We start from the raw sequence: 25,094 nt of genomic DNA on the forward strand, positions 1-25,094 counted from the left end.
ACAGCCGCCGCTCATCCCGGTCCGATCGGACACGACGGATCCCGTCGCCACCGGAAAACAGCCAGTCGATCCGGTGCGTACGACCTGCCCCGCTGCTGCACGACACCCCCCGACGGTCGCGGCGGCCCACCCGGACCGGGTCCCGCCGGCCGGTGCCCGGCGTCCGCCCACCGGAGACCGAGACCGGCTCCCGACCTGTCCGTATGCCGGACACCGCAGGCCGGCTGACGGCCGGTCAGGTCGAGCGGGCCGGTACCAGCACCACCACCGAGTCACCCGGCCCGGGCAGCGGCCGACTGGCGTCGGTCACCGGGTCCAGCCGCCCGTCGCCGCGCACCAGGAACAGCAGGTCTCCCCCGGGCGGGAGCGCCGCGTCCGCGCTCCGGGCGACGATGCCCGCGCCGTCCGCGTACCGGCCGGCCAGCTCGGGCCCGGTCAGCTCCGGGCCGAAGAGCACCTCGCCGCCGAGAAACGGCGCCACCACCCCGAGGCTGTCGCGCGGCGCGGCCAGCCGGTGCACCGTGCCCTCCACGGTGCCGCGCAGCACGGTGGCGGCGAGCGCGTTGAAGTCGTCCTCCTCGGTGAGGAAGTAGACCGCCGTGATGCCCTCCAGCTGCGCGCCCTCGCCGGTCGCGGCGGCCAGCAGCTCGCCGGGGGCCAGTTCGATCCCTGCCCGCCCGATGTGTTCCCGCTGGCGTTCCTGGCCGGCCCACATCAGCACGTCGAGACCGGCCGCCTTCAGGGCCGTGCCCAGCCCGATCACCCACGGCTCGCCGCCGACCAGCAGCGGACGCGAACGGGCCGGCCGGATCACCCGCAGGCGCCGGGCGACCGGCAGCGCGGTCAGGCCGTAGAGCGTCACGGTGGCGACGATCACCACGAAGGTGGCCGGGAGGATCTTGGCCGCGCCGCCGATGCCCTGCTTCACCAGGCCCGCCGAGAAGGTCGACGCGGTGGCCGCCGCGACGATGCCGCGCGGCGCCATCCAGCCGACGAAGGCCCGCTCGCCCCGGGACAGGTCGGTGCCGCGGCAGGACAGCACCGACACCAGCGGCCGTACCGCGAACACCAGCACCCCGGCCAGCGCCAGTGCGGGGAGCAGCACGTGGTTCAGCGAGGCGGGGGTGACCGTCGCCGAGATCGACACGAACAGCACGCCGATGATCAGGGTCACCAGGGTCTCGAAGAACGGCCGCCGGGCCGGCACGTCGAAGCCCCGCAGGTTGGCCACCGCCAGGCCCATCACCACCGCGGAGATCAGCCCGGTGTCGTCGCGCAGCACGTCGCACAGGGCGGCGGTCCCGATCACCGCGGCCAGCTGCGCCGCGGTGCCGAGCACCTCGCCGAGGCGCAGCCGACGGAACAGCACCCACAGGACGGCCGCGCCCAGCAGCCCGCCCGCCACGCCGACGCCGACGCTGCCGAAGAACGCGAAGACCCCGGCGCCGAGGTGGCGGCTGTGCCCCGAGACCACCAGGTGGAAGACGAGCGCGCCGAGGATGCCGCCGACCGGGTCGATCAGCGAGCCCTCCCAGACCAGGATGTGCTGCAGCCGGTCGTTGGGCCGCACGAACGCGAGCAGCGGGCCGACCACGGTGGGGCCCGAGACCACCAGGATGGTGCCGAGCATCAGGCCTGCCCCCTTGGCCAGGCCGAGCAGCGGGATGGCGAGGGCCGCGGCGGACAGCGCGGTGACCAGCACGCCGATCCAGATCAGCCGGACCACCACCCGCCGGACGTGGCCGGTGAGTTTGGACAGTTCCAGGCCGAGTCCGGCGTCGTAGAGGATGACCGCGACCGCCAGCGACACCAGCGGGGAGAAGGCCGCTCCTAGCAGTTGCTGCGGGTCGAGGTCGTCGACGAAGGCCCCGGCGGTGAAGCCGACCGGCAGCAGGACGATCAGCGCGGGGATCCGCAGCCGTCCCGCCAGGATCTGCGAGCCGACGGCCAGGACCACGGTCAGACCGACCCCGGTGAGGATCTGATCGGTCGTCACGCTCCGTGCCGCCAAGGGGTGATCCCCCAGCGCACGGTGTGCTGCTCACCCGGGCCGAGGGTGACCAGTCCGGTGCCGCTGCGGAAGGCGTCCGGCGGGCAGGTCATCGGCTCGACGGCGACCGCCCGGCGGCGCTCGCCCGGCGGGAGGGTGTCGCCGGTGTAGAGCTGGACCCAGTCGACGCCCTCGCCGAGCCACAGGTCCACGCCGCGGCTGCCGTCCGGGTGGGCGAGCCGGACGACGGCGCGCCCGTCCGCGCCCCGGTCGAGGTCGCCGAAGGCGGTGTCCAGCGGCAGGTCGCCGATGGCGCGCGCGGTGCGGAAGTCGTACGGGGTGCCGGCCACCGGCTCCTGTCCGGTGGGCAGGCCGCGCCCGTCGGTGGTGATCCGGGTCCGGGCGGGCAGGGTCAGCACGCTCAGGTCGACCGGCGCGGTGCCGGCCGTCAGGTACGGGTGCTGGCCGACGCCGTACGGGGCCGGGTCCCCGCCCAGGTTGCGGGCGGTGACGGCGGTCTCCAGCCCGGCCGGGCCGAGCGTGTACGCGGCGCGGACCCGCAGGTGGAAGGGGTAGCCGGGCTGCGGCCACAGGGTGGTCTCCAGGACGGCCCGGGCGGGGTCGGACCCGACGGTGTGCCAGGCGGTCCAGCGCAGCAGCCCGTGGATGGCGTTGCCGGCCGGTGCCTCGGAGAGCGGGAGCTGGAGTTCGCGGTGCTGCCACCGGTAGCGGCCGTCGCCGACCCGGTTGGGCCAGGGCACCAGCAGCTGGCCGCGGCCGCCGGTGATCAGGTCGTCGGCGCCGAACCCGTCCAGGACCGGGGTGCCGGCCAGTTCCAGCGACCGCAGCGCGGCGCCGAGTTCGACCACGACGGCGCTCAGCTCGCCGTGCCGCAGGCGCAGCTGGGCTCCGGTCGGGGTCTCGGGCACGCGGGGGCCTCCTGTGGTCTGCGGCGCGCCGGGCGGCCGGGGTCCGGCGGGCCGGGCGGCGGATCGTACTCCGGGAGCGTGCGGGCCGCCCGCCGCCGAGTCAAGGGGCCGCCCGGCGAGCCGTCGAATGCCCCGCCGGATTTCGCCCGGCGGGGCCATTCCCGGCGCCTTCCGGGGCGGGGATCGGCCCGTCCGCAGGCCCCGGGCGGAAGCTTTCCCGGGGTGCACCCGACCGGGGACGGTGGTTCTATGAACGGGGGTGTCGTGACGGACGCGCACACGTGTGGGCATTCTCCCCCACCTCGTCGAATCGCCCCGAACCGAACCATCCGAGGGAGCCGACGTGAGCGACGAAATTGCCGAAATGGGTCCGGTCGACTATCTGATCGTCGAATTCCCCGGGAATCACATGACCGGGGAGGGGTTCCCGCTCCTGGTCGACCTGGTGGACCGGGGCATCATCCGCCTCATCGACCTGGTCTTCGTCCGCAAGGACACCGACGGCTCGGTGACCGTCATGGAACTGACCGACCTGGACGGCGACGGCGACCTCGACCTCGCGATCTTCGAGGGGGCGTCCTCCGGGGTCCTCGACGAGGACGACATCGAGGAGGCGGCGCACGCCGTCGAGCCGGGGAACTCGGCCGGCATCGTCATCTACGAGAACCTCTGGGCCGCCCCGCTCGCCGCCGCCCTGCGCCGCGGCGGTGCCCAGGTGGTCGACAGCGGCCGGATCCCGGTCCAGCAGCTGGTCGAGACCCTGGAGGCGCTGGAGGCCGCCGAGACCGGCGCCGGCATGTGAGCCGCCGCGCGGCGGCGCCGCACCCGGCGTCGCCACCTTTGACGTCCCCCCAAGGAGCACGAACATGCCTGGTCTACTTCGCGGCGTCGCCCGCACCGCGGTGGTCGCCGGTACGGCGACGGCCGTCTCCAACCGGGTGTCCCGGCGCCAGGCCGGCCGCTGGGCCCAGCAGGAACAGCAGCAGGCCCCCGCACCGGCCCCCGCCCCCGCCCCCGCACCCGCCGCGCCGCCGCCGGCCGCGCCCGCCGACAGCATGGGCGACAAGATCTCCCAGCTCAAGGAACTCGCCGAGCTCAAGTCCCAAGGGGTTCTGACCGAGGCGGAGTTCGAGGCCCAGAAGGGCCGCCTGCTCAACTCCTGAGGCGGTCCCCGGCCCCCTCCGCGGCGGTCCTGAAGGAGCGTCGGCCGGGCCTGCGGGCCCGGCCCCGGGGCGGGGCTGTGCCGAGGACCGCCGGAGAGAAGTCGGAGCCAGCCATGGACCGCTACCCTCCCATCGCCGAACACGGCCTGGTCGGCGACCTGCAGACCACCGCCCTGGTCTCCTCCCAGGGCGTGATCGACTGGTTCGCCGCCCCGCGGTTCGACTCGCCGAGCATCTTCGCCGCGCTGCTCGACCACGACCGCGGCGGTTACTTCCTGCTCGCCCCCGACCAGCCGGACGCCATCTGCAAACAGCTCTACTACCCGGACACCGCCGTACTGGTGACCCGCTTCATGTCACCGGACGGCGTGGGCGAGGTGGTCGACTACATGCCGCCGCTGACCGGCCCCGCGAGCGACCGGCACACCCTGGTCCGGCTGGTGCGCACGGTGCGCGGCACGGTGACGTTCAAACTGGAGTGCCGGCCCCGGTTCGACTACGGCCGCGCCGAGCACGAGAGCTCGCTCGGCGAGGCCGGAGCGGTGTTCCGCGCCCCCGGGATCGCCGCGCACCTGCAGAGCACCTTCCCGCTGGAGCGCGACGGCCGGGACATCCGCGGCACCCTCACCCTGTCCGCCGGCGAGGTCGGCGGCGCCGTGCTGACCGTCTGCGACCCGGACGGCGAGCCGCCCGCGCCGCTGGACCGCAAGCAGGTCGAGGAACAGACCTGGGGGGTGGCCCAGTTCTGGCAGCGCTGGCTGCACACCTCCCGGTACCGCGGCCGCTGGCCCGAGCTGGTGCACCGCTCCGCGATCACCCTCAAGCTGCTCACCTACCACCCCACCGGCGCGCTGATCGCCGCCGCGACCATGGGCCTGCCCGAGCAGGTCGGCGGGGAGCGCAACTGGGACTACCGCTACACCTGGGTGCGCGACGGCTCGCTGTCCGTCCGGGCGCTGCTCGACCTGGGCTTCGTCGACGAGGCCACGGCCTTCGTGCACTGGCTGGTCGCCCGGCTGCACGAGCGTTCGGGCACCGAGGGCGAGCGGCTGAAGACCATGTACCGGGTGGACGGCGACCCGGACCTGCCGGAGATCAACCTGGACCACTTCGAGGGCTACCGGGGCTCCTTCCCGGTCCGGGCCGGCAACGGCGCCGCCGACCAACTTCAGCTCGACATCTACGGCGAGGCGATGTACGCGCTCTCACAGAGCAAGGCCATCGTGCAGCAGGCCACCTACACGGGCTGGCAGGCGCTGTCCTCGACGCTGGACTGGCTGGCCGAGTCCTGGGACCGGCCCGATGAGGGCATCTGGGAGACCCGCGGCGGACGTAAGGACTTCACCTACAGCCGGCTGATGTGCTGGGTCGCGCTCGACCACGGCCTGCAGCTCGCCGACGCGTTCCGGCGGCCCGCCCACACCGCCAAATGGGCCGCGGCCCGGGACGCCGTACTCGAGCAGATCATGGAACGCGGCTGGAGCGAGACCGAACAGGCCTTCGTCCAGCAGTACGGCGCGGACGTGCTGGACGCCTCGCTGCTGCTGATGCCGCGGGTCAAGTTCATCGCCCCGCGCGACCCGGTCTGGCTGTCCACCCTGGACGCGATGGACCGCAAGCTGGTCTCCGACAGCCTGGTCTACCGCTACGACCCGGCCGCCTCCCCCGACGGCCTGCGCGGCTCGGAGGGCACCTTCAGCCTCTGCACCTTCCTGTACGTGGACGCGCTGGCCCGCGCCGGGCGGGTGCCGCTGGCCCGGTACACCTTCGAGAAGATGCTGACCTACGCCAACCACGTCGGCCTGTTCGCCGAGGAGGTCGGCCCGAGCGGCGAGCAACTGGGCAACTTCCCCCAGGCGTTCACCCACCTGTCGCTGATCATGGCGGCCACCACACTGGACGAGGCGCTCGACGAGCTGGAGGGGCGCTGAGCACCGGCCCGCCGCCGGCCCCCGGGGCGCTCGACGCCCGGGAGTTCGCCGCGCTCTACGCACGGGTCCGGCGACCGGGCGGCCCGGCCGCGGCCACCCCCGAGCAGGTGGTGGCCGCCGCGGCCGAGGTCCGCTCCGGGCGGACGGTGGGCCTGGCCGCGCCGGTGGAGACCCGGGCCGGCCCGGACGACCCGGAGCCCGCCCGGCACGAGATGACCGGCGCCGTCCGCGGCGCGGTCGACCCGCACGGCCTGGACTTCGCCCGGGACCGGTTCGCCATGAACGTGCACGGCGACGCCGACAGCCACCTCGACGCGCTCTGCCACGTCGTCTACCACGGCACGCTGCACGACGGCGTCCCCGCCGACACCCTCGCCCCGGACGGTGCGCGGGCGCTGAGCGTCGAGGCGGCCCGGGACGGCATCGTCGGCCGGGGGGTGCTGCTCGACCTCCCCCGGCTGCGCGGCGTGCCGTGGCTGGAGCCCGGCGAACACGTCGGCGCCGCCGAACTGGCCGCCGCCGAACGGGCCCAGGGCGTCCGGGTGGGCGCCGGGGACATTCTGCTGGTCCGGGTCGGGCACCGGCGGCGGCGCACCGAACTCGGCCCGTGGGACGCCGCCGTCACCCGCGCCGGGCTGCACCCGAGCGCCATGGAGTTCCTCGCCGAGCGCGGTGTCACCGCGCTCGGCGGCGACGGCAACAACGACGCGGCGCCCAGCACCACCGAGGGCGTCGCGTACCCGGTGCACGTGCTCGCCGTCCACGCGATGGGCCTGCACCTCCTGGACTACCTGCAGTTCGAGGACCTGGCAGCGGCCTGCGCGGCCGCCGGCCGGTGGTCGTTCCTGTGTGTGGTGGCCCCCCTGCGACTGCCCGGCGCCACCGGCTCGCCGGTCAACCCCATCGCGATCATGTGAGCACGGCACGAAAGGCAGGACCGTGACCGAGAACCAGCACTACGACGTGATCATCATCGGCACCGGTGCGGGCGGCGGCACGCTCGCCCACCGCCTCGCCCCCTCCGGCAAGCGGATCCTGCTGCTGGAACGCGGCGGCTACCTACCCCGCGAGCTGGACAACTGGGACTCCACCGCGGTCTTCGTCCAGGGCAGGTACCTCGCCCCGGAGACCTGGTACGACCGGCACGGCAAGGAGTTCACCCCGGAGGTCAACTACTACGTCGGCGGCAACACCAAGTTCTACGGCGCCGCACTGTTCCGGCTGCGCCCCGAGGACTTCGGCGAACTCCACCACCACGACGGCATCTCCCCGGCCTGGCCGATCCGCTACGAGGACCTGGAGCCGTACTACACCGAGGCCGAGCACCTCTACCTGGTGCACGGCCGGCACGGCGAGGACCCCACCGAGGGCCCGGCCGGCGCTGACTACGCGTACCCGCCGGTCGCCCACGAGCCGCGGATCCAGCAGCTCAGCGACGACCTGGAGAAGCAGGGCCTGCACCCGTTCCACCTGCCGATCGGGGTAGACCTCACCCAGGACGCGGACGGCCGGGCGGCCCACACCAGCGCCTGCATCCGCTGCAGCCGGGTGGACGGCTTCCCGTGCCTGCTCAACGCCAAGTCGGACAGCCAGGTGATCTGCGTCGACCCCGCCCTGCAGCACCCGGGCCTCACGCTGCTGACCGGGGCCGACGTCCGCCGGCTGGAGACCGGCCCGGACGGGCGGACCGTCACCGCGGTGGTCACCGAACTCGCCGACGGGAGCACCGAGCGGTTCTCCGCCGACCTGGTGGTGGTCGCCTGCGGTGCGGTCAACTCGGCCGCGCTGCTGCTGCGTTCGGCCAACGACCGGCATCCGCGCGGGCTGGCCAACAGCTCGGACGTGGTCGGCCGGCACTACATGCGGCACAACAACCTGGCCCTGATGGCCGTCTCCCGGGAACCCAACCCCACCGTGTTCCAGAAGACCCTCGCCCTCAACGACTGGTACCTCGGCGCGGACGACTTCGAGTACCCGCTCGGCGGCATCCAGATGCTCGGCAAGTCCGACGCCGAACAGATCCGCGGGGAAGCGCCGCGCTGGGCGGGCAAGGCCTCGCCGCGGATGCCGTTCGAGGTGCTGGCGCACCACGCCGTCGACTTCTGGCTGTGCGGGGAGGACCTGCCGCTGCCCGACAGCCGGGTCACCCTGGACGGCGAGGGCCGCATCCACCTGTCCATCGACGAGCACAACAACACCGCCGGACTGGAACGCCTCCAGCACCGGCTGCGCGGCATGCTCGACAGCCTCGGCATGCACCCCCGCCGGCTCTTCGACCACAGCATCTACCTGCACAAGGGCATGCCGATCGGCGCCACCGCCCACCAGGCCGGCACCGTGCGCTTCGGCACCGACCCCGCCTCCTCCGCACTCGACGTCGACTGCCGGGCCCACGACCTGGACAACCTGTACGTGGTCGACACCAGCTTCTTCCCGAGCATCGGCGCGGTGAACCCGTCCCTGACCGCCATCGCCAACGCCCTGCGGGTCGGCGACCACCTCCTGGCCCGCCTGAACTGACCGGCCCGGCCGGCTACCCGGCGCAGGGGCGGGCGAGGAGTGTCGCCGTGGATTCCTCGGCGAGCTCCTCGGCGTACGGCGGCAGCGGGTCGCCCGCCCGCAGATGGCGGCGGACCACGGCCAGCGGCAGGTCGATCAGGGCCAGGACGACCCGGTCACGGTCCTGGGGGCCGGCCGCGCCGAGCGCTTCGGCGAGGGTGGCGAGGGAGCCGAACACGCGCTGATTGCCCAGGTCCGCACGGTCCTTGTGGGCCTCGGACCAGTCGGCGCGGCCGAACTCCCCGGGTCCGTACAGGAGCAGCGCGGCCTCCTGCGGGTGGGCGCGGCTCCAGGAGACCACGTGCCGGGCTGCGGCGCGGGCGGCGAGCCGCGGGTCGGGGTCGCTGCCGAGCGCGGCGAAGTAGCCGTCCTGGAAGCGCTCGACGCTGCGCAGCCACACCTCGGCGAGCAGGGCGGTCCGGCCGGGGAAGCGGTGGTACACGGAGCCGCTCGGCGCGCCGACCGCCTGGGCGACGGCGGTCATGGTCACGTCGGCCGGGCCGCCGGTGGCGGCGAGGAGGACCGCGGCGTCGAGGAGTTGGCCGGTGTCGAAGCGGGGTGGTCGCGCCATGAATAAGAGAGTAGCCTCCAGAACAACTAGAGAGACTTCTCTAATTTGCTTCCGAGGGGGACCCATGCCCGTCTACAACGTGCACGAGCGCGTGCTGGCCGCCGACCCGGGCGAGGTGGGCGCGCTCATCGACGGCCTGTCCGGCGGGACGGCCGGCCGGCCGGACCGGCTGTGGCCGCACGCCCAGTGGCCCGCGATGGAGTTCGACCGCCCGCTGGCGGCGGGCGCGGTGGGCGGCCACGGACCGGTCCGCTACACGGTCACCGCGTACGTGCCCGGCACCTGGGTGCGGTTCGCCTTCAGCGGGCCGCGCGGTTTCGACGGCTTCCACGAGTTCACGGCGCTGCCGCTGGACGGGGGGCGCACGGTCCTGCGGCACACCCTCGCCATGCGGACCGGCGGCCCCGCGCGGCTGAGCTGGCCGCTGGCCTTCCGCTGGATGCACGACGCCTGCCTGGAGGACGCCTTGGACCGCGCCGAACAGGCCTGCACCGGCACGGTGTCCCGGCCGTCCCGCTGGTCCCCGTACGTCCGCCTGCTGCGCTCGCTCGCCCGCTGACGGCCCGGCCACCGTTCAGCGGGGCGGAGGGTCAGGGCAGGTCGTCGCCCTTGGCGTGGCCGGTGGTGCCGGTGTCGGCGTCGGTCAGCGGTTCCAGTTCGCCGTGGGTGTCCAGCCAGAAGAGCAGGACCAGCGCGGGCCCGACCAGCAGCACGGCGACCAGCGTGACGATGAGCAGCCAGGTCAGGGTGTCCCCGTCGCCGGCGGCGTCCGCGACGGTCAGGGTGGTGGGCAGCAGGTAGGGGCGCTGGGCGAAGCCCCAGGCGACGACGGTCAGGGCGACGGCGGCGGACGCTGTCCAGCGGCTCCAGCGGTGGGCCCGGCGCAGCAGCAGCACGGCGGTGGCCGCGCCGGCCGCCGCGGCCAGCAGGATCAGCGCCAGCCCGGCGCCGCCGGTCAGGCCGTCCCAGACGTAGCGGGCGTCGTCGTGGGTGACCGGCAGGCCGATCAGGGCCAGCACGACGACGGCGCCCAGCGCGCACAGGGCGCGCAGCCGGAAGTAGCCGACCAGGTCGTCGGCGCCGAAGCGCCGGGCGTCGGAGCAGAGGAACACCGCGCCGAGGAAGGCGGTGGCCGCGATGGCCAGCAGCCCCGCCAGGACGGAGGTGGGGTTGGCCCAGGCGTCGGCGGTGGCGGGGGTGCCGACGGCGACCCGGCCGGAGGCGATGCCGCCGAGGACGGCGCCCAGGAAGAAGGGGGTGACCAGGGAGGCGACGGCGAACGTCGCGCCGTAGATCCGCCGCCGGGCGAGACGCCGGGTGGGCTTGCGCAGCGCGAAGCCGGCGCCGCGCAGCACCAGGCCGACCGCGGCGAGCGCCAGCGGCAGCCACATCGCGGTGAACACCGCCTGGAACATGGTGGGGAAGCCGGTCCACATCACGACCAGCACGAAGACCAGCCAGACGTTGTTGACCTCCCAGACGGGGGCCATCGCATGGTCGATCAGCCAGCGCGGCCGCTCGCCGCGCCGCGCTCCGCCGGCCAGCAGGTCCCAGAACCCGGCGCCGTAGTCGGTGCCGCCCGCGCAGGCGTACGCGGCGACGGCGAGCACCAGCACCCAGGCGATCACCTCGGCCATCGGGCCCCACCTCCGGGGGTGCGGTCGCGGCCGCCGTCGACGGTGGCGGGCAGCCGGTCGCCGCGGGGCCCGTACGGGGTGTCGGCCTCGGGTGCGGCGCCGGCCGGGCCCGCGGTGTCGAGGTCGGTGGCGCGCCAGCGGGTGCGCATCTTGAGCAGCACGGTGAGGAATCCGGCGATCACCGCCGCGTAGACCACGATGACGATGCCGAGCATCGCCCACAGCGAGCCGGCCCGGGTGCCGGTGACGGCGTCGGCGACCCGCATGTTGTTGTAGACGATCCACGGCTGGCGGCCGACCTCGGTGGTGATCCAGCCGCACTCGACGGTGAGCAGGCAGGCGGCCCCGGCGACGGCGGCGCAGCGCAGGAACCATCGTGAGCGGGGCAGGTCGAGGTGGCGCAGCCGGATCCACCCGTACCAGAGGGCGAGCAGGATCAGCAGGCTGCCGATGACGGCCATGGTGTCGAAGGCCCAGTGCGCGATGGTGGCCTGGAGGGCGGTCGGACGGTCGTCCGCGGCGACCGAGCTGAGGCCGGTGACCTGGGTGCTTGGTTTGAACCCGGCCAGGATGGAGTCGAGTTGGGGGATCTTCAGGCCGCCGGAGATGGTGCCGTCCTCGTTCAGCCGGCCGTAGATGTACTCGGGGACGTGGGTGTCGGTGTCCCAGACCAGCTCGGTGGCGGCGAACTTGATCGGCTGCTTGTGGAAGACCGAACGGGCGATGGAGTCACCGAGCACGAACTGGATCGGGGTGAGGATCGCGGCGACGGTGAACGGAACGGTGAAGCCGAGCAGGTGGTAGCGGTCGTGGCGGCCGCGCAGCAGGCCTACCGCGTACACGCCGGCGGTCACGTAGGCGGCGGTGAGGAACATCGCGGCCGCGAAGTGCCAGTACTCGGGGCCGAACATGGGCGTGAACACGGCCTGCCGGACGCTGACGCCGACCGGGTTGCCCTCGGCGTCGAGGGTGAAGCCCTGCGGGGTGTTCATCCAGGAGTTGGCGGCGACGATGCCGAACGCGCCCATCAGCGCGGTCAGCGGCAGCGGGACGCCGAGCCAGAAGTGCGTCCAGGGCTTGAGCCGCCGCCAGCCGTACAGGTAGATCGCGATCAGGACGGCCTCCAGGAAGAACGCCCAGGCCTCGACGCCGAACCCGAGGCCGAACACATCGCCCCAGCGGCCCAGCATGCCCGGCCAGAGCAGCCCGAACTCGAGGGACAGCACGGTGCCGGTGACCACGCCGATGGCGAACTGCACGGCCATCACCGCCGACCAGCGCCGGGCCAGCAGCATCGCCGTCGCGTCCTGGCGGCGCAGCCCGCGCAGGTGCATCAGCAGGGTGATGAACGGCAGTGCGACGCCGAACGGGACCAGCAGGATGTGGGTGGCCAGCGAGAAGGCCATCAGCTCGCGTGCGGGCAGGAGTTGGGGCGGGGTGCCGGCGAGGAGGGCGGCGGTGCCGTGCATGGGTGCCTCTGTCTCGTACCGGGGGCCGGCCGGGGCCCGGACCGGGGGCGGGGTCGGGTGGCGGCGGGTCAGCCGCCGGTGGCGAAGCCCGGGAAGAGGGTCATCCCGCCGTCGACGTACAGCGTGGTGCCGACCACGTAGTCGAGCAGGTCGGAGGCGACGGCGACGACGGCGTTGGCGATGTCGTCCGGGTCGCCGACCCGGCGGTACGGGATGAGCTTGAGCAGTTCCGCCTCGGCCTCGGGGGTGGACCAGGCGTCGGTGTTGATGGGGGTGCGGATGGCGCCGGGGGCGACCGCGTTGACCCGGATCCGCTGCGGGGCGAGCTCCTGGGCGAGGGTCTGCATCAGCATGCCGACGCCGCCCTTGGAGGAGGCGTAGTTGACGTGGCCGGCCCACGGGATGATCTGGTGCACCGAACTCATGCAGATGATCTTCCCGGCCGACCGGGAGACCTCCGGCACCACGCCCCGGCGGACGAACTCCTTGGCGGCCTCGCGGGCGCACAGGAACTGGCCGGTCAGGTTGACGTCGATGACCTTCTGCCACTGGGCGAGCGTCATCTCGGTGGAGGGCGCGTCCCGTTGCAGTCCGGCGTTGGCGACCATGATGTCGATGGTGGAGAACTCCTCGACCATCCGGGCGACCATCGCCACCACCTGGTCCTCGTCGGAGACGTCCGCCTCGTGGGCGTAGGCCCGCACCCCGAACCCCTGGAGGGTGGCGACCACCTCGGCGGCGGCGTCGGCGCCGGCCACGTAGTTGACCACCACGTCGGCGCCGGCCCGGCCGAGCGCGATCGCGGTCGCCTTGCCGATGCCCGAGTTGGCGCCGGTCACCAGCGCCTTCTGGCCCTTCAGGAGTTGCGCGGAGACCGCCGTGCGCCCCGTACCGTCGCCTGCTGCCACCGGGTCTCTCCTCCTGCCGTCGGGCCGGCCCCGCGGGCCGGTGAGGACCGCGGGTCCTCCCGAGGACCAAACCACCGTGCGGGTGCCCGGGGTCCGACCGGCACGCGGGCCGCACCGATCCGGGGGCGTACGTCACACCACCGGCCTACCGCGCCGCCGGAACAGGGGGATCCGGGTCGCCCGGGCGGCCCAGCGGGCGTCGCTCGTTGGTGGCGCGGCGCCGCGCTCGGGGCGGGCCGGCCGGGCGGCTGGCCCAGGATGGCCGGATGGACATGCTCCACGTCCGGCTGGTGGTGCCGCCGGACCTCGCCGCCGCGACGCTCCGCACGCTGGCCGACGACCGCTACGTGTTCAACCTGGTGGTGCTCCCGGCCGCGGCCCGGCACCCCGCGGGCGACGCAGTCGAGTGCGACGTGCTGGCCGGGGCGGCCAACGGCCTGCTGCGGCGGCTGCGCGCGCTGGAGGTGGAGCGGCGCGGGTCGATCGTGGTGGAGCCGGTGGAGATGGCGCTGTCCGGCCCGGCGGCCGCGGCGGAGTCGGGCCGGCTCGGCCCGCTGGCGCACGCGCCGGTGTGGGAGGAGGTGGAGGCCCGGATCCGCGCCGAGGGCACCTACCTGCCGAGCTTCTACCTGTACCTGACGGTGGCGGGGATCATCGGCGCGGTGGGGATCATCACCAACTCGCAGATCCTGATCGTGGCGGCGATGGTGGTCGGACCCGAGTACGGGGCGATCACCAGCGTGGCGCTCGGCCTGGAGCACGGCAACCGGCGCCGGGTCCGGCAGGGCCTGCTGGCGCTGCTGATCGGCTTCGGTTCGGCGGTGCTGGCCACCTTCCTGTTCGCGCTGCTGGTCCGGGGGCTGGGGCTGCAGCCGACGGCGTTCGCGCTCGGCCTCCGGCCGGTGTCCGACCTGATCGACACGCCGAACTTCTACTCGGTGGTGGTGGCGGTGCTGGCCGGTGTGGTCGGGATCGTCTCGCTGACCCAGGCCAGGACCAGCGCACTGCTCGGGGTGTTCATCTCCGTCACCACCATCCCGGCGGCGGCCGACGTCGGGGTCTCCTGCGCGTTCTCCAGCTTCACGGAGGCGCGCGGGGCGCTGGCGCAGCTGCTGCTCAACATCGTCGTGCTGATCGTGGTCGGAGTGCTCACGCTGAAGGGCCAGCACCGGATCTGGCGGCTGATCGAGAGCCGTGAGCGGAGCTCGCACCGGGCCTGAAGGCGTCAGACCCGAAGGCGTCAGGCCCGACGGGGTCAGGCCTCGGCGGCCGGGCCGACCCGGTTCAGCGGCGGCTCGCCGCGCAGGTGGCGCTGGAGCTGGGTCCGGATCAGCCGCAGCGCCCGCGGGCGGAACGCGGTGCTGTTGCCGCCGACGTGCGGGCTGATCAGCACCCCGGGGGCGTGCCAGAGCGGATGGCCGGGCGGCAGCGGCTCCGGGTCGGTGGTGTCCAGGGCCGCGGTGAGCCGGCCGGTGGCGAGTTCGGCGAGCAGCGCGGAGGTGTCCACCACCGCGCCGCGGGCGACGTTCACCAGCAGCGCGCCGTCGCGCAGCCGGGCCAGGAAGTCCCGGCCGGCCAGGCCCCGGGTGGCGGCGGTCAGCGGCACGGTGAGGATCACCACGTCGGCCCGGGGCAGCAGGGTGTCGAGGTCGGCCAGGCCGTGCACCTCGCCGCGGGCGCCCGGCCGGGCGGTGCGGGCCACCCGCAGCACGGTGCACTCGAACGGGGCGAGCCGGGCCTCCACCGCCTGGCCGATGGCGCCGTACCCGACCAGCAGCACGGTGCGGTCGGCGAGCGCGGGGTGGCAGCCGCCTTCCCAGCGGCCTTCCTGCTGGGCCCGGACGAAGCCGGGAACGCCGCGCAGCGCGGCCAGCGTGAGGGTGAGCGCCAGCTCGGCGGTGCTGGCGTCGTGCACCCCGCGCGCGTTGCACAGCAGGACGCCGCGCGGGACGTGCGGGAGCAGTTCCTCGACTCCGGCGCTCAGGCTCTGCACCACCCGCAGCCGCGGCATCAGGCCGAGAAGCGGCAGCGCGCGGTGGGTGCGGGTGTACGGGATGACGAAGAACTCGATGCCGGCCAGCGCGGCCGCGTCGGGCGGCTCGGCGGCGCCGTCCCAGACCAGCGCCTCGGGCGGACCGGGCAGGGGGGCGCCCAGGTCGGCGAGCGGGTACGGGAGCAGGATCCGGGCGGGGCCCGTCACGGCGTGTCCGGGCGCTCGGCGGCCAGCAGCGCCAGCGCGGTGTCGGCCGTCCGTGCGGCGCTGTCGTCGGGGCCGGCGCCGACCGGAACCACCACGACGTCCTCCCCCGGGCCGGGCTCCTCGAGTTCGGCGAACTGGCTGTCCATCAGCCGGGCCGGGAAGAAGTGGCCGTGGCGCTCGGTCAGCCGCTCGGCGACCAGCGCGCGGTCGGCCTTCAGGTACACCATGCGGACCTGCGGGCGGCCCTCGCGCAGCAGGTCGCGGTAGGAGCGCCGGAGCGCGGAGCAGGCCACCACGGCCGACTCGCCGGCCGCGATCCGCTCGTCCGCCCAGTGCGCGACGGCGAGCAGCCAGGGCCTGCGGTCCTCGTCGGTGAGCGGGTGGCCGGCGGCCATCTTGGCGCGGGCCTGCGGGGCGTGCAGGTCGTCGGCGTCCTCGAAAGCCCAGCCGAGCCGCTCGGCGAGCAGCGCGCCGACTGTGCTCTTGCCGCAGCCGGCCACGCCGAGCACCACGAGGACGGTGGGTCCGGGTCCCGGATCCGCCTCTGTCGCCACCGTCGCTCCCCGTCCCTCGGCCCGCCGGGCCGGTGCGGCCCGTGGCAGGAGCCAAGCACCCCGGTGTGCCGCGCCGCGCCGTGGTGCCCGTCGGGCCACCCGGCCGGGCGGCCCGGATCACCCGTGCGGAGCAGCGCGCGGGTGCCGGGGCGCCGACCCGCCGTCAGGGCCGCGGGGACGAATGCGGATGAACCGCCCGTACTGCTGGCATCATCGACCCGGACCCTGGGCGCCATGCCCCGCGGGACGGTGACGAGGAGGCCTGCTGGATGGCATCGGACCAGCCGCCGGGCGGCGCTGAGGGCGCACTGGCCGCCGACCCGTCGGCGGTGCTGCGCAGCCGGGGGTACCTCGCTCTGCTGGTGGTCGCGGCGGTGCTGGGTGTGGTGCTGTCGGCGGGCGCGTGGGGCTTCCTGCAACTGGTGGCGAAGATCCAGCACGCCGTCTTCGACGACCTGCCGACCTCGCTCGGCTTCGACGGGGCGCCGCCGTGGTGGCCGCTGCCGCTGCTGGCGGTGTCCGGTGTGCTGGTCGCGCTGACCATCCGCTACCTGCCGGGCAACGGCGGCCACGAGCCGGCCGAGGGGCTCAACACCAAGGGCGCGCCGTCGGCGGCCGAGCTGCCGGGGGTGCTCTTCGCGGCGCTGGCCTCGCTGGGGCTCGGTGCGGTGGTCGGCCCCGAGGCGCCGCTGATCGCGCTCGGCGGCGGGATCGCGCTGTACGCCTTCCGGCTGCTGCGGCCGGACGCCGACGGCCGGGCGCAGGCGGTGGTGGCGGCCTCCGGCAGTTTCGCGGCGATCAGCGCCCTGCTGGGCTCGCCGCTGCTCGGCGCGTTCCTGCTGATGGAGGCGTCGGGGCTGGGCGGCCCCACGATGGGGGTGGTGCTGCTCCCGGGGCTGCTGGCCTCCGGTGTCGGCTCGCTGATCTTCACCGGGCTCGGTTCGTGGACCGGACTGGGCAACGTCACCCTCGTCATCCCGAGCCTGCCGCCGGTCGGCCGCGCCGACATCGCGCAGTTCGGCTGGGCGCTGGTGATCGGCGTCGCGGCGGCGTTCCTCGGCATCGGGGTGCAGCGCACGGCGCGGTGGTTCGAGCCGCGGGTGGGCCGGCGGCGGCTGTGGTGGACCCCGGTGATGGGCCTGGTCGTGGCTGGGGTCGCCATCGCGTACGCCGAGGGCACCGGGAAGGCCGACTCGGACGTGCTGTTCTCCGGGCAGGACGCGCTGCCCCAACTGCTGCTGCACCAGGGCGACTACACGGCGGCGACCCTGGTGCTGCTGGTGGCCTGCAAGAGCATCGCGTACTGCGTGTCGCTGTCGGCGTTCCGCGGCGGTCCGATCTTCCCGGCGATGTTCCTGGGCGCGGCGGGCGGGCTCGCGATGTCGCACCTGCCGGGGCTGCCGTACGTGTCCGCGGCGGCGATGGGGATGGGGGCGATGTCGGTGGCGCTGCTGCGGCTGCCGATGACCTCGACCCTGCTGGCCACGCTGCTGCTGGGTTCCGACGGCGTCACCGTGATGCCGCTGGTGATCGTCTCGGTCGTGGTCTGCCACGTGACCGCGTCCCGGCTGCTGCCGAAGCCCGCCGCCCCGGCGAAGTGACGGCCGCCACCGCGCGTAGCGGCCGACGGCCCGTCGGGTACGGCGGGTAGCGGCGGAGCGCCCTTCCGGTACCCCGGGTGACGGTCAACCGCCCTGCGGGCACGGCCGGTAGCGGATCCGCGGAGCGCTCCGTGACCGGCCGGCCCGGGGCCCGGCGGCGGGTCCGGCAGCGGGCGCGCATTGTACCGGCGGTGCGCCTACGGTGGATTGAGGGAGGGATTCGGCACGGATCCACACCCTGTCTGGAGTGGTCATGGGCAAGTACAGCACAGGCACGTTCAGAACCTACCGAGCGGTCGCCGACCTCGCCCGAGCACAGCAGATCGCCGCGACGACCTCGCCGTTCACGATCGAGGTGAGGTTCCTCGGCGGGCTGACGGAGACTCAGGAGAAGGCCTTCGCCAAGGCCGCCGACCGCTGGGCCCAGGTCATCGTCGGCGACCTGGACACCGCGGTGGTCGGCTCCGACGTCATCGACGACCTGCTGGTGGAGGCCGAGGGCGTCGAGATCGACGGCACCGGGAACATCCTCGGCATGGCGGGCCCCACCGACTTCCGCGACGCGTCCGCCGTCTCCGGCGCGGGCCTCCCGGCGAAGGGGACGATGCGCTTCGACTCGGCCGACCTGGAGCAGATGGAGGCCGACGGCACCCTGGTCGACGTCATCACCCACGAGATGGGACACGTCCTGGGGATCGGCACCACGTGGAACGCCTTCGGCCTGCTGGCCGGGGCCGGGACCACCAACCCGACCTTCACCGGGCGCAGCGCCGAGGCCGAGTTCGGCAAGCTGCTCGGCAAGGGCGGCGAGGCGGTCGCGGTACCGGTGGCGAACGTCGGCGGCCCGGGCTCCCGGGACAGTCACTGGCGGGAGTCGGTGTTCAGCAACGAGCTGATGTCGCCGTCCATCGCCGGCCCCGGCAACCCGCTCAGCCGGCTCACCGTGGCGAGCCTGGAGGACATCGGCTACCAGGTCGACCTCGACGCCGCCGACCCGTACGACCTGCCGGACCTGCTCGGCATCGCCTCCTCGGGCGCGGGTGTGGCCCGCAGCGGCCTGGTCAACGGCGGTGTGGTGCTGCCGGTCATCCCCACCGGGCGGCCCGCGGGGCGGCCCTGACGGACCGCCGCCGCCCCGACCCGGCCGGGCGCGGGCCCGTCCGGGCCGGCCGGCGGGCGGTCAGTGCGCTGGCAGGCCGGTCTCCAGCCCGTCCAGGGCGTGCGAGCAGACGCAGTCCCGGTGCGCGGGCAGGCCCGCCAGCGCCGAGAACAGCACGGTCCGCAGCCGGTCGACGTTGCGCGCGAAGACCGCCAGCACCTCGGTGTGGGTGACGCCCTCGCCGCTCTCCACCCCCGCGTCCAGGTCGGTGACCAGCGCCAACGAGCTGTAGCAGAGCCCCAGTTCGCGGGCGAGCACGGCTTCGGGGTGGCCGGTCATCCCGACCACCGACCAGCCGTTCGCGGCGAACCAGCGTGACTCCGCCCGGGTGGAGAACCGCGGGCCCTCCACCACCACCAGGGTGCCGCCGTCCACCGGCTCCCAGGCGTGCCCGCGGGCGGCGGCCAGCACCGCCGCCCGCCCGTCGGGGCAGTACGGGTCGGCCACCGAGACGTGCACCACCGACGGCAGCGAGCCGTCCGGCAGCGGCACCCCGTCGTAGAAGGTCTGCACCCGCCCGGCCGTCCGGTCCACGAACTGGTCCGGCACCACCAGCGTCCCCGGTCCGTACTCCGGGCGCAGCCCGCCCACCGCGCACGGCCCGAGCACCTGCCGCACCCCGAGCGAGCGCAGCGCCCACAGGTTGGCGCGGTAGTTGATCCGGTGCGGCGGCAGGCTGTGGCCGCGGCCGTGGCGCGGCAGGAAGGCGACCGGACGGCCGGCCACCTCGCCGAGGAAGACCGAGTCGCTGGGCGGCCCGTACGGGGTGTCGACGGTGACCTCGGTGACGTCCTCCAGCAGCGCGTACAGGCCGGAGCCGCCGATCACGCCGAGTTCGGCCCGGGCGGGACCTGCGGGACCTGCGGGACCTGCTGACAGCGGACCTGATACCGAGTCGGCCATGGGCTCTTGTCTCCTTGCGGGTTGACGTGCGGGTGAACGGCGCGGGGCCCGGCGGACCCGTCGTCCACCCTAGGAGCCACCGCGGCCCGGGATCCCCGGACGATGCTTACGGTTCGCGGACGGCGGCGCGTAGAGTGACACCCCGGAGCGACGGGAGTGACTGCGTGGACAGACGGACGGCACCGCCGCGGGCCGGTGCGCACCGCGCCCTGGTGTGGCGGGTACGGCCCGAGTCGCCGAGCGCCGCGGTGCTGGTGCTGCACGGCGGCCAGGTGGACGGTCTGCGCGCCCCCGGCCCGGTCAACCTGCCGGGCCTGCGGATGCGCGGTTTCAGCTGCGCGGTGGAGCGGGCCACGGCCGGCGGCGGGGTCGCCGTCGGAACGGTCCGCTACCGCTGCCGCGGCTGGAACGGCGAGCGCGCCGACCCGGCCAGGGACACCCTCGCGGCGCTGTCCGACCTCACCGAGGAGCTCGGCCCGGTCCCGACCGTGCTGATCGGCCACTCGATGGGCGGACGCGCGGCGCTGCGGGCCGCCGGGCACCCGTGCGTGACCGGCGTGGTCGCGCTCGCCCCGTGGTGCCCCGAGAAGGAGCCATGCGAGCACCTGGCCGGGCGCCGGCTGCTGATGCTGCACGGCGACCGCGACCGGGTCACCGCCCCCGCCGACACCCTGCTGTTCGCCGGCCGGGCCCGCGCCGCGGGCGCCCAGGTGGCCGGTTACCGGGTCGAGGGCAGCGGCCACGCGCTGCTGCGCCGGGCCGGCGACTGGCACCGGGCGGCCGCCCGGCTCAGCGCCGGCCTGCTCGGCCTCGACGAGCTGCCCGCCGAGGTGGCCGCCGCCCTCACGCTGCGCTCCCCGCTGGAGGGCGGCCTCCAGCTGTCGCTGACGCGTTAGCACTCCCGGACGCGGGCGCCTGCGACCGGCCTGGGGCGGGCGTAGATTGGCGGCCACGATGCGACGTGAGCGAGGAACCGGGTGACCGGGCCGGGCGTGGACTACGGGGCGGTGTTCCGGGCCCTGCCCAGCCCGACCCTGATCCTGACCCCCGACCTGGTCATGGTGGACGCCAACGAGGCGTACCTGCGGACATCCGGGCGGACCCTGGCGGACCTGGCCGGCCGGTACGTCTTCGACGTGTTCCCGGACAATCCGGCGGACCCGGAGGCGAGCGGCGTGCGGACCCTGCGGGCCTCGTTGGAGCGGGTGGTCCTCACCGGCGCGCCCGACAGCATGGCACTGCAGAAGTACGACGTCGAGCTGCCCGACCGCCCCGGCGAGTTCGAGGAGCGGTACTGGAGCCCGGTCAACACGCCGGTCCTCGGCCCCGACGGCCGGGTGGCGCTGGTGGTCCACCGGGTGGAGGAGGTCACCGCGCTGGTCAAGCAGCTCAAGGCGCACCGCACCGGCGAGGCGCCCGGCGGCGAGCTGACCCACGAGGAGCAGATGGCGGCGGACCTGTTCGCCCGCGCCCAGGAACTCCAGGAGCTCAACGCGGAGCTGCGGCTGGCGCACGCCCGCGAGCGGGCGGTCGCGGTCAGCCTGCAGCGGGCGATGCTGCCCGTGCTGGCGCCCGCGCACCGGTCGTTCGCGGCGGTCCGCTACCGGCCGGCGACCGGATCGCTGAACGTGTGCGGCGACTGGTACGACCTGCTCGACCTGGACGAGCGCCGGATCGCGGTGGCGGTCGGCGACGTGGTGGGCCACGGTCTGGAGGCCGCCGGGGTGATGGGGCAGCTGCACAGCGCGCTCAACGCGGCGATCCGCGCCACCGGGCGGCCCGCCGAGGCGCTTCGCACGCTGACCCGGTTCTCCTCGGGGCTGGAGGGCGCGCTGGCCACCACGGCCGTGCAGACCGTCATCGACCGTGCGGCGGGCACGGTCGTCTACAGCTGTGCCGGGCACCTGCCCCCGGTGCTGGTCCACGCCGACGGCGGGGTCGACCTGCTGGACGCCGCGACCGACCCGCCGCTCGGGGCGTGGCCGCCGTCCGCGGACCGCTCGGAGGCGACGGTCCGGTTCGGTCCCGGTGCCACGCTGGTGCTCTACACCGACGGTCTGGTCGAACGGCGGGGCGAGGACATCGACACCGGGATCCGGCGGCTCGTCGACAGCGCCGCACGGCACCGGGCAGCCACCCCCGACCTGCTCGCGGACGCGCTGCTGGACGACCTCTTCCCGGGCGGGGACGACGGCGCCGACGACGACACCGCCCTGGTGGTGGTCCGGCTGTGACGGCCGCGCCCCGGCCGGGCCCGGTCAGGCGACGCCGCGGATCCGGTGCACCAGGGCGCCGGCCAGCAGGGTGACGGCGGCCGTGGCGAGGTAGAGGCCGGTGTAGCCGCCGAGGTGGGCGACGAGGGGTGCGGCCAGCGCCGGGGCGAGCACCTGCGGCGCGGAGTTGGCGATGTTGATCACGCCGAGGTCCTTGGCGCGGTCGGCCGCGGCCGGGAGCACCTGGGTGACCAGCGCCTGGTCGACCGCCAGGTAGATCCCGAAGCCCGCGCCGAGCACGGCGGCCGCGGCCATGGTGGCCGGCCAGCTGTGCCAGAGCGCCAGGATCACGGCGGCGGCCGCCATGGTCAGGCAGGAGACCACCACCGGCCGCTTCCTCCGGCCGGTGCGGTCGGAGATCAGGCCGGAGGGGATCGCGGTGAGCAGCGCGGCCGCGGTGTAGACGGCGGTGAGTACCAGGACGCCCTGGTCGGGCGAGGCCAGGTGGACGGCGTCGGTGAGGTAGTAGAGCAGGTAGAGGGTGCCGAGCGCGTTGCCCAGGTTGATCAGGAACCGGGTCAGCCACGACCAGCCGAAGTCCGGGTGGCGGCGCGGGCTGACCCAGTAGCCGGTGAGCAGCACGCGGCGGCCGGACGGCGCGCGGGCGCCGCGCGGCAGCACCGGCTCGCGGTGGCCGAGCACGAACGGCAGCGCGAGTGCCACGGTGAGCGCCGCCGTGAGGGCGTAGCCGGCCGGCACGCCGCCGCCCACCAGGGTGACCAGCAGCGCGCCGACCACCAGCCCCAGCGACTGGCTGATGCCGGTCCAGCCGGAGACCTGGGCGCGCTGGGAGAGCGGCACCTGGTCGGCGACGGGGGCGGTGACCCCGGCCAGCATGGCGTTGAGGCCGGTCTGGGCGAGGCACCAGCCGGCCGTGATCCCGGGCAGGCCGTGCCCGCCGGCGGTGACCAGCAGTCCGGCGGCGCCGAGCAGGGCGCCGCCGAGGATCCAGGGGCGGCGGCGGCCGTACCGGGAGTGGGTGCGGTCGCTGAGCGCGCCGGCCAGCGGGTTGACGACCATCGCGACCAGGGCGCCGGTGCCGGTGACCCAGGCCAGCAGCTCGGCCTTGCGGCCCGGGTCGAGCTGTTCGAGCTGGAGCGGCAGGAGGATCTGGATGGGGGTGAAGAAGCCCAGGAAGACGGCGAGCGAGGCGAGGCTGAGGGTGGCGGTCCAGCCGGCCCGGACCGGGGTCACGGGCTCGGCGAGCGCGGCGGTGGTGGGCGGGGTGGTGGGCTGGGCGGCGGGTGCGGCCGGGGCCGCCGCCCGGGGTTCGGCTCCGCTGATCTCCGCCTCCTCGAGGAACATGAGCTTGGCTCGCGTTCGGCCTGAGTGTAGGGGCCTGCCCCGGCGCTGCCAAGGGAACGGACGCCCCGCGGCCCACCTGTTCCGCGGGGACGGCACCCGAACGGGTCAGCGCGGCCCGGCCCGTGCCCGCCGCGCCCCGGGCTCCCCCGCCGGGCACACCGGGCGCCACCGCCCGGCCGTGCGCCCAGCCGTGCGCACGGCCTCGGGCGCGGGCTCCCCCCGCCGGTGCTGTACTGAATCCCATGGCCAGTGGACAGGGACGCCGCCGCAGACGCCGCGCCGAGCGGGCGGAGCGCGAGCGCCGGACGCAGGAGACCCGCGACCGGGTCCGCATCCTGATCCAGCTGACCGCGCAGAACGGCACCTACCGCAAGGGCCTGCTCGCCGCCGCCGCGGGCCTCAGCCCCCAGGAGGCCGCGATCCTGGCCGACCTGGAGGGCAACGGCCTGCAGGTCCCGCAGCTGCACGACGTGCTGTGCGGCGGCCACGTCCTGGTCGACGACCCGCGGCTGTACGAGACCTGGCTGTTCCCCGAGGTGAGCCACCGGCGGATCTCCAGCCACCACCGCGACATCGACAAGACCCGCTACCCCGACATCGGCATGCGCGGCCTGGTGGTCCGCGAGAAGCTGCACGGCCGCACCGCGACCGGCACCTGGCTGCAGTTGGAGAAGACCCCGGCCGCGTTCGGCGCGCGCAAGCTGCCGACCCTGGACGACGTCCGGCACCTGATGGACTACGTGGTCTACCGGGTCACCCGCAGCAACGTCGGCCCCTGGGGGCTGTCCCGGGTCACCGAGCGGCGGCCGATGTACCTCTCCCCCGCCGTCACCGCCCCGACCGAGCTGGCGCCGGCCGTCTCCCGCGCGCTGGCCGTCGCACTGCGGCGGATCGAGGCCGACGACGACACCACCTCGGCCTCCGCGGACCTGGCCGTCCGGTTCCCGCCACCGGAGCTGGCCGACCCCTCGGACGAGCTCGGCGAGACCCTGTCCGACCGCGCCGGGCGCGGGCTGTTCGGCAACTCGCAGGTGTGGATCAGCGAGGCGCCGCTGCCGCCCGCCGCCCGGATCCTGTTCACCCCCGGCGAGCAGCCGCCGCCCGGGACGCGCCCGACCCGGGAGGACCGGTGACCGAGAGCGACGGCCACGAGCCGCAGGCGGGATCCGTCTCGGTCCCGGAGGGACTGGTCACGGCGGTGGTGGGCCTGGTGCACACCGGAGCGGTCCCGCTCGGCGCCTACACCAGCGCCGAACTGACCGTGGTGGACGCGGTGGTGGACTTCCTGGAGGCCCGCCCCGCGGACGAGGTGCTGGCCGAGGCGGTCCGCTCGCTCGCCGCCCGGCAGCTCCTGGTGCCCGGCTCCGGCGCGGACCAGATCCAGGTCCGCGGCGACCTCGGCATCGCCGTGACCTTCCAGCGGCGGGCCCGGATGGTGCTGGACGCGCGGATCACCGGCGCCCGGCCGGGCGAGCCGTGGCGCGTCCTCGTCCTGCCCCAGCCGGAGCGGATCTGCCTGATGGTGCGGATCGACGCGCTCGGGGTCCACGAACTGTCGCTGCGCACCCTGGAGGAGACGCTGCGGATCGTCGCCGATTGGCTGCCGCAGGGGCCCTGGGCGCCGTCCGACGCCGCGCTCGACGCCGACGCCGTCCTCGCCGCGGCCGAGCGCTCCGCGCTGCTGACCGCCGTCCACTACACGACCGACGGTTCGGCGGAGATCGCCGGGGAGCGGACCGACCTCGTGCTGGCCGCCCACCGGGAACGGCTGCACGCCTTCGTCCGCGACTCGGCCGACCCGGCCCGGCTGGTGCCGAAGGCGGGCCGCAACCGGAGCCCGCGCGACACCGTCGCGGCCCTGCTCGGCCAGGAGCCCGCCGGGCGGCGCGAGGAGCCGCGCTGAGGGCCCCGGTGGCGGGAAACGGCGGCCGTCCGGGCCGGT

At 74.8% G+C, this 25,094-nt stretch carries 23 protein-coding genes; 13 read left to right on the top strand and 10 right to left on the bottom strand.

Going from position 1 to position 25,094, the window contains the following annotated elements; genetic code table 11:
- Nucleotides 1-235: 235 nt before the first annotated feature.
- Together AB0D08_RS22900 and AB0D08_RS22905 are read right to left on the bottom strand one after the other, a co-directional pair.
- Nucleotides 236-1,996: a cation:proton antiporter gene (locus tag AB0D08_RS22900; protein ID WP_033821160.1), complete on the bottom strand. Its 1,761-nt coding sequence runs from the start codon at nt 1,994-1,996 to the stop codon at nt 236-238.
- A complete protein-coding gene (locus AB0D08_RS22905; protein WP_359891173.1) occupies nt 1,993-2,919 on the bottom strand; it encodes an aldose 1-epimerase family protein in 927 nt (308 codons plus the stop codon). The genes AB0D08_RS22900 and AB0D08_RS22905 overlap by 4 nt, the downstream gene beginning before the upstream one ends.
- 343 nt (nt 2,920-3,262) lie before the next feature.
- On the opposite strand from AB0D08_RS22905, the gene AB0D08_RS22910 reads away from it, so the two are divergent.
- The 5 genes from AB0D08_RS22910 (at nt 3,263) to AB0D08_RS22930 (ending at nt 8,533) form a co-directional block, all read left to right on the top strand.
- A complete protein-coding gene (locus tag AB0D08_RS22910) occupies nt 3,263-3,721 on the top strand; it encodes a DUF6325 family protein (RefSeq protein WP_233289074.1) in 459 nt (152 codons plus the stop codon).
- 64 nt (nt 3,722-3,785) lie between these two features.
- Nucleotides 3,786-4,082 (top strand): SHOCT domain-containing protein, encoded by a 297-nt coding sequence (locus tag AB0D08_RS22915; RefSeq protein WP_359891176.1) that lies wholly within the window; start codon nt 3,786-3,788, stop codon nt 4,080-4,082.
- A gap of 113 nt (nt 4,083-4,195) precedes the next feature.
- A complete protein-coding gene (locus AB0D08_RS22920) occupies nt 4,196-6,013 on the top strand; it encodes a glycoside hydrolase family 15 protein (protein ID WP_033821156.1) in 1,818 nt (605 codons plus the stop codon).
- On the top strand, nt 6,010-6,930 hold the full coding sequence (locus AB0D08_RS22925) for a cyclase family protein (protein WP_033821175.1): 921 nt from the start codon (nt 6,010-6,012) through the stop codon (nt 6,928-6,930). The genes AB0D08_RS22920 and AB0D08_RS22925 overlap by 4 nt, the downstream gene beginning before the upstream one ends.
- A 22-nt stretch (nt 6,931-6,952) precedes the next feature.
- Complete coding sequence (locus AB0D08_RS22930; protein WP_033821155.1) at nt 6,953-8,533, top strand: GMC family oxidoreductase; 1,581 nt, start codon at nt 6,953-6,955, stop codon at nt 8,531-8,533.
- A gap of 13 nt (nt 8,534-8,546) precedes the next feature.
- Here the strand turns inward: AB0D08_RS22930 and AB0D08_RS22935 are convergent, their stop codons facing one another.
- Nucleotides 8,547-9,143 (bottom strand): TetR/AcrR family transcriptional regulator, encoded by a 597-nt coding sequence (locus AB0D08_RS22935; RefSeq protein ID WP_033821154.1) that lies wholly within the window; start codon nt 9,141-9,143, stop codon nt 8,547-8,549.
- 64 nt (nt 9,144-9,207) lie between these two features.
- On the opposite strand from AB0D08_RS22935, the gene AB0D08_RS22940 reads away from it, so the two are divergent.
- A complete protein-coding gene (locus tag AB0D08_RS22940) occupies nt 9,208-9,702 on the top strand; it encodes a hypothetical protein (protein WP_033821153.1) in 495 nt (164 codons plus the stop codon).
- Nucleotides 9,703-9,733: 31 nt separating this feature from the next.
- On the opposite strand, the gene AB0D08_RS22945 is transcribed toward AB0D08_RS22940, so the two are convergent.
- The 3 genes from AB0D08_RS22945 to AB0D08_RS22955 form a co-directional block, all read right to left on the bottom strand.
- Nucleotides 9,734-10,780 carry a cytochrome d ubiquinol oxidase subunit II gene (locus tag AB0D08_RS22945; protein ID WP_033821152.1) on the bottom strand — a complete coding sequence of 349 codons (1,047 nt, stop codon included), beginning with the start codon at nt 10,778-10,780 and terminating at the stop codon, nt 9,734-9,736.
- Entirely contained in the window at nt 10,768-12,249 is a 1,482-nt protein-coding gene (locus AB0D08_RS22950; protein ID WP_033821151.1) for a cytochrome ubiquinol oxidase subunit I, read from the bottom strand. The genes AB0D08_RS22945 and AB0D08_RS22950 overlap by 13 nt, the downstream gene beginning before the upstream one ends.
- A 68-nt stretch (nt 12,250-12,317) precedes the next feature.
- Nucleotides 12,318-13,157 (bottom strand): SDR family oxidoreductase, encoded by an 840-nt coding sequence (locus AB0D08_RS22955; protein ID WP_359891182.1) that lies wholly within the window; start codon nt 13,155-13,157, stop codon nt 12,318-12,320.
- 266 nt (nt 13,158-13,423) lie between these two features.
- On the opposite strand from AB0D08_RS22955, the gene AB0D08_RS22960 reads away from it, so the two are divergent.
- Nucleotides 13,424-14,377 (top strand): DUF389 domain-containing protein, encoded by a 954-nt coding sequence (locus AB0D08_RS22960; protein WP_359891185.1) that lies wholly within the window; start codon nt 13,424-13,426, stop codon nt 14,375-14,377.
- Between the two features lie 35 nt (nt 14,378-14,412).
- Here AB0D08_RS22960 and AB0D08_RS22965 read toward each other — a convergent pair whose 3' ends face one another.
- On the bottom strand, nt 14,413-15,168 hold the full coding sequence (locus tag AB0D08_RS22965; protein WP_149038225.1) for a 2-hydroxyacid dehydrogenase: 756 nt from the start codon (nt 15,166-15,168) through the stop codon (nt 14,413-14,415).
- A gap of 185 nt (nt 15,169-15,353) precedes the next feature.
- Nucleotides 15,354-15,911 (bottom strand): gluconokinase, encoded by a 558-nt coding sequence (locus tag AB0D08_RS22970; RefSeq protein ID WP_033821147.1) that lies wholly within the window; start codon nt 15,909-15,911, stop codon nt 15,354-15,356.
- Between the two features lie 269 nt (nt 15,912-16,180).
- Here AB0D08_RS22970 and AB0D08_RS22975 point away from each other — a divergent pair, with 269 nt between their 5' ends.
- Entirely contained in the window at nt 16,181-17,512 is a 1,332-nt protein-coding gene (locus AB0D08_RS22975; RefSeq protein WP_033821146.1) for a chloride channel protein, read from the top strand.
- Nucleotides 17,513-17,765: 253 nt separating this feature from the next.
- A complete protein-coding gene (locus AB0D08_RS22980; protein ID WP_033821145.1) occupies nt 17,766-18,632 on the top strand; it encodes a leishmanolysin-related zinc metalloendopeptidase in 867 nt (288 codons plus the stop codon).
- 60 nt (nt 18,633-18,692) lie between these two features.
- Here the strand turns inward: AB0D08_RS22980 and AB0D08_RS22985 are convergent, their stop codons facing one another.
- Nucleotides 18,693-19,574, bottom strand: coding sequence for an S-methyl-5'-thioadenosine phosphorylase (locus tag AB0D08_RS22985; RefSeq protein WP_033821144.1), 882 nt, complete (start codon nt 19,572-19,574; stop codon nt 18,693-18,695).
- Between the two features lie 164 nt (nt 19,575-19,738).
- On the opposite strand from AB0D08_RS22985, the gene AB0D08_RS22990 reads away from it, so the two are divergent.
- Both AB0D08_RS22990 and AB0D08_RS22995 read left to right on the top strand, forming a co-directional pair.
- A complete protein-coding gene (locus AB0D08_RS22990) occupies nt 19,739-20,470 on the top strand; it encodes an alpha/beta fold hydrolase (RefSeq protein ID WP_233289073.1) in 732 nt (243 codons plus the stop codon).
- A gap of 81 nt (nt 20,471-20,551) precedes the next feature.
- The gene (locus tag AB0D08_RS22995) at nt 20,552-21,808 is read left to right on the top strand and encodes a SpoIIE family protein phosphatase (protein WP_359891190.1); all 1,257 of its coding nucleotides are present in this window, start codon (nt 20,552-20,554) and stop codon (nt 21,806-21,808) included.
- Between the two features lie 24 nt (nt 21,809-21,832).
- Here AB0D08_RS22995 and AB0D08_RS23000 read toward each other — a convergent pair whose 3' ends face one another.
- Nucleotides 21,833-23,152: an MFS transporter gene (locus tag AB0D08_RS23000; protein WP_149038224.1), complete on the bottom strand. Its 1,320-nt coding sequence runs from the start codon at nt 23,150-23,152 to the stop codon at nt 21,833-21,835.
- A 242-nt stretch (nt 23,153-23,394) separates the two neighbouring features.
- On the opposite strand from AB0D08_RS23000, the gene AB0D08_RS23005 reads away from it, so the two are divergent.
- Both AB0D08_RS23005 and AB0D08_RS23010 read left to right on the top strand, forming a co-directional pair.
- Complete coding sequence (locus tag AB0D08_RS23005; protein ID WP_033821142.1) at nt 23,395-24,285, top strand: hypothetical protein; 891 nt, start codon at nt 23,395-23,397, stop codon at nt 24,283-24,285.
- Nucleotides 24,282-25,055, top strand: a complete 774-nt coding sequence (locus AB0D08_RS23010; RefSeq protein WP_033821141.1) for a hypothetical protein — start codon at nt 24,282-24,284, stop codon at nt 25,053-25,055. The genes AB0D08_RS23005 and AB0D08_RS23010 overlap by 4 nt, the downstream gene beginning before the upstream one ends.
- The last annotated feature ends 39 nt before the right edge of the window (nt 25,056-25,094 follow it).

Origin of the sequence: Kitasatospora sp. NPDC048540 (assembly GCF_040651175.1) — a bacterium.
Classification (GTDB): domain Bacteria; phylum Actinomycetota; class Actinomycetes; order Streptomycetales; family Streptomycetaceae; genus Kitasatospora.